Origin of the sequence: Hansschlegelia zhihuaiae, assembly GCF_004103825.1 — a bacterium.
Classification (GTDB): domain Bacteria; phylum Pseudomonadota; class Alphaproteobacteria; order Rhizobiales; family Methylopilaceae; genus Methylopila; species Methylopila zhihuaiae.
Window position 1 is genome coordinate 48,414 of the sequence record NZ_RYFI01000026.1, and the last position, 3,095, is coordinate 51,508.

Below are 3,095 nucleotides of genomic sequence, written 5' to 3' on the forward strand. Positions count from 1 at the left end.
TTTCGGCTTCGCCTCGCGACCTCTCCCCGCGGGGAAGAGGTGAAGGCGCGTCGCGTCACTTCATCGACTTCGAAGCCTCGTAGGGCGCGGTCACGAGCGCGCTTTCGGGCAGCGTTCCCTTCACGGCGCCGACCGACTTGAAGACCTCGAACTCGGTCTTGAGCGACGCGACGTCCGACGGCTCCATCGAGACCGTGTAAATACCGTCCCAGAGCGCCGCGTAGTTCTTGGCGTCCTCTTCGCTCATGTTGGCCGCGGCCATCAGCGCCTTGGCGACCGCGGCCTTGTCGGCCTTGCCGAACTCATAGGCCTTGCGCATGCCGGCCACGACCTTGGCCGCGCCTTGCGGGTTCGCTTTCAGCCACTCGTTGCGCACGAGGCCGACGCCCAGCACTGGCGGCGCGTCCTGCTTGGTGATCTTCTTCCACTCGTCGCGGAAGGAGGCTAGCTTCCTGAGCTTCATGTCCTTGACGAGCGCCTGGGTGACGGTGCGCAGCGCCGCGGCGTCGATGTCCTTCTGGGCGAGGAACTGCGCGAGGCGCGGGTCGTTGCCCGGCACGCTGGTGTAGTCGCCGGCCTTCATGCCGTAGTTCTTCTCGAGGATCGCGGCGGTGATCGCCGCGGTCGCGCTGCCCGCGGGCGAGGTCCCGATCTTCTTGCCCTTAAGGTCCTGGATCGACTTGATCGGGCTGTCCTCGGGCACCACGAAGTCGAGCTCGGCGACCTGGGTCGCGAGCATGATCGACATTGGCAGGCCGTCGGCCGCGACGCTCAACGAGCCGCCCGCGGCCGCGCCAATCGCGAAGTCGATGCCGCCGGCCGCCATCGCCTTGGTAGGCGCGTTGACGTCCGGGAACTTCACATATTCGACCTCGAGCCCTTCCTTCTCCATGAACTTGCCGGACTCCAGCACCGCGCCGAAGCCGAGGCTGACGCCCGAGCTCCAGTAGCCGATGCGGACCTTCTCGGCATGCGCGGAGCCCGCCGAGGCGAGGCTCGTTCCAAGTGCGACCGCGAACGCGGCGGCGGCGACTGCGATGCGTTTCATGCGGATGCTCCGAGGTTGCGGTTCAGGGTCTTGGCGGGGGGCGAAGGTCACTGCGCGCCCGGGCGCTTCTTCCAGGCGAAGAGGCGCTGTTCGAGCGGCTTCAGGACGAGGGCTTCGAGCGCGATCATCAGCGCGACGAGCGTGAGGGTCCAGGCGAACACCTGGTCGGTCTGCACGAGGTCCGCGGCCTGTCGGAGCCGGTAGCCGATGCCGCTCGACGCGCCGAGCGTCTCGGCCACAAGGCTCACGCGGGCGCCGAAGCCGAAAGCGAGCCGCGCGGCCGAGAAGAAGGGCGGCAGGATGGTCGGCAGGTAGATCTTGGTCAGCACCTGCGCGCGCGACATCCGGAAGGTCTGCGCGAGCTCGACGAAGTCGGCGTTCACGGTCCGCGTGCCCTGCCAGACATTGGTCAGGATCAGCGGCATCGCGGTCATGAACACCACGAAGATCGTGGTCCAGTCCGAGAGGCCGAACCAGATCAGCGCGAAGATCGCCCAGATCGAGGACGACACGGTGTTGATGACGCTGAGCACCGGCTCGAAGAACTCTCCGAGCTTCTCGCTTGCGCCGAGGACAAGGCCGAGCGGCACCCCGACCACGGTCGCGATGACGAAGCCCATGAAGACCCGCCAGAACGTTATGCCGAAATCGGTCCAGAAGCTGTCGGTCGCGACGAGGCTCGACCAGGCCGAATAGACGCGCGCGGGTCCCGGCAGGACGAAGGCCGGCGCCCCGAGCGAGGCGATCTGCCAGATCGCGAGCAGCACGGCGAGCAGCGCGACGCGCAGGACTAAGACCCGGAAGCGCCGTTCGCGCGCCGTGTGGCGGATCGGCATCCCGGCGACTTCCTGCGCGAGCGTCTTGGGTGGGTTTGCCGCCATTGTCCTACAGGCTCGCTCGCAGCGACCGCGCCTGCTCGTGCACTTCGGGCGCGGCGGGGTCGCGGGGATAGGACAGGTCGACGGTTCGCGTCTCGCGCACGCGGCCGGGGCGCGGATTGAGCACCACGATCTGTTTCGCGAGCACCACTGCCTCTTCCACGTCGTGGGTCACGAACACGATCGTCATCGACATGAGCTCCGCGATGCGCAGCACCTCCGTGTGCATCTGCGAGCGGATCGTGGGGTCGAGCTTCGAGAACGGCTCGTCCATCAGCATCATGGTCGGACGCGTCACCAGGCTGCGGGCGAGCGCGACCCGGCTCCGCATGCCGCCCGAAAGCTCGTGCGGATACGAGTCGGCGAATTGGTCGAGCCCGACGAGCGCGAGCGTCTCGGCGACCCGCTCCTTGCGCTCGGCCCGCTTCACGCCCTGCGCCTCCAGCCCGAACGCGACGTTGCGGGCGGCGGTGCGCCAGGGCAGCAGGCGGTCCTCCTGGAACATGTAGGTCATCGACCCCCAGTCCTTGAAATCGCTCGCCTTGACCCCGTTCAGGAACACGCAGCCGCGGTCCGGCTGTACCAGCCCCGCGATGATGTTGAGCAGGGTGGACTTGCCGCTGCCCGAGGCGCCCACGATCGCGGTGATCGATTTCTCCGGCACGTTGAGATCGACGTTCTGCAGCACGTGCAGACTGTCGCCGTCGCGGCGGGCGAACCATTTGCTAACGCATTGCAACTTGACGGACGCCACGTGCTCAGCGCTCCCGCCCGGTCGACGCCGCGCCCAGCGGCACGACGGCCGCGGCCTCCTTCAGGCTTTCCATGACCTTCTCCATCGTCTGCTCGCGGAAGGTCTCGACATGGCGGCGCGCGACCTCTTCGGCCGCCTCTGCGTCGCCGGCCACGAGGCGCTCGATCATCTGGGTGTGGTCGTTCGCGATGTTTGGGCGGACGCGCTGGACGCCGAAACCGAGCGCGACCAGCCGGGTCATCTCGTCCAGGAGGCCTGACAGCGTCCGGCACAGCCGCTGGTTCCCGGAGGCCGCGGCGATCGCCATGTGGAAGCTGCGATTGGCCTCGAGGAAGAAGTCGAGCTGGTTGCCGGCGTCCCCGGGTATCTGGCCGCGGCAGGCGCGTTCCAGCCGCTCCAGCTGGACGCGGTTGAC

At 67.7% G+C, this 3,095-nt stretch carries 4 protein-coding genes; all 4 read right to left on the reverse strand.

The window, feature by feature from the left end; genetic code table 11:
* Positions 1-55: 55 nt before the first annotated feature.
* Positions 56-1,048, reverse strand: coding sequence for an ABC transporter substrate-binding protein (locus EK403_RS20120; protein ID WP_128779245.1), 993 nt, complete (start codon positions 1,046-1,048; stop codon positions 56-58).
* Positions 1,049-1,095: 47 nt separating this feature from the next.
* On the reverse strand, positions 1,096-1,929 hold the full coding sequence (locus EK403_RS20125; RefSeq protein WP_245479814.1) for an ABC transporter permease: 834 nt from the start codon (positions 1,927-1,929) through the stop codon (positions 1,096-1,098).
* 4 nt (positions 1,930-1,933) lie between these two features.
* Entirely contained in the window at positions 1,934-2,680 is a 747-nt protein-coding gene (locus EK403_RS20130) for an ABC transporter ATP-binding protein (protein WP_128779246.1), read from the reverse strand.
* A 4-nt stretch (positions 2,681-2,684) separates the two neighbouring features.
* A partial coding sequence (locus EK403_RS23470; protein ID WP_245479815.1) for an FCD domain-containing protein occupies positions 2,685-3,095 on the reverse strand: 411 nt, incomplete at its 5' end.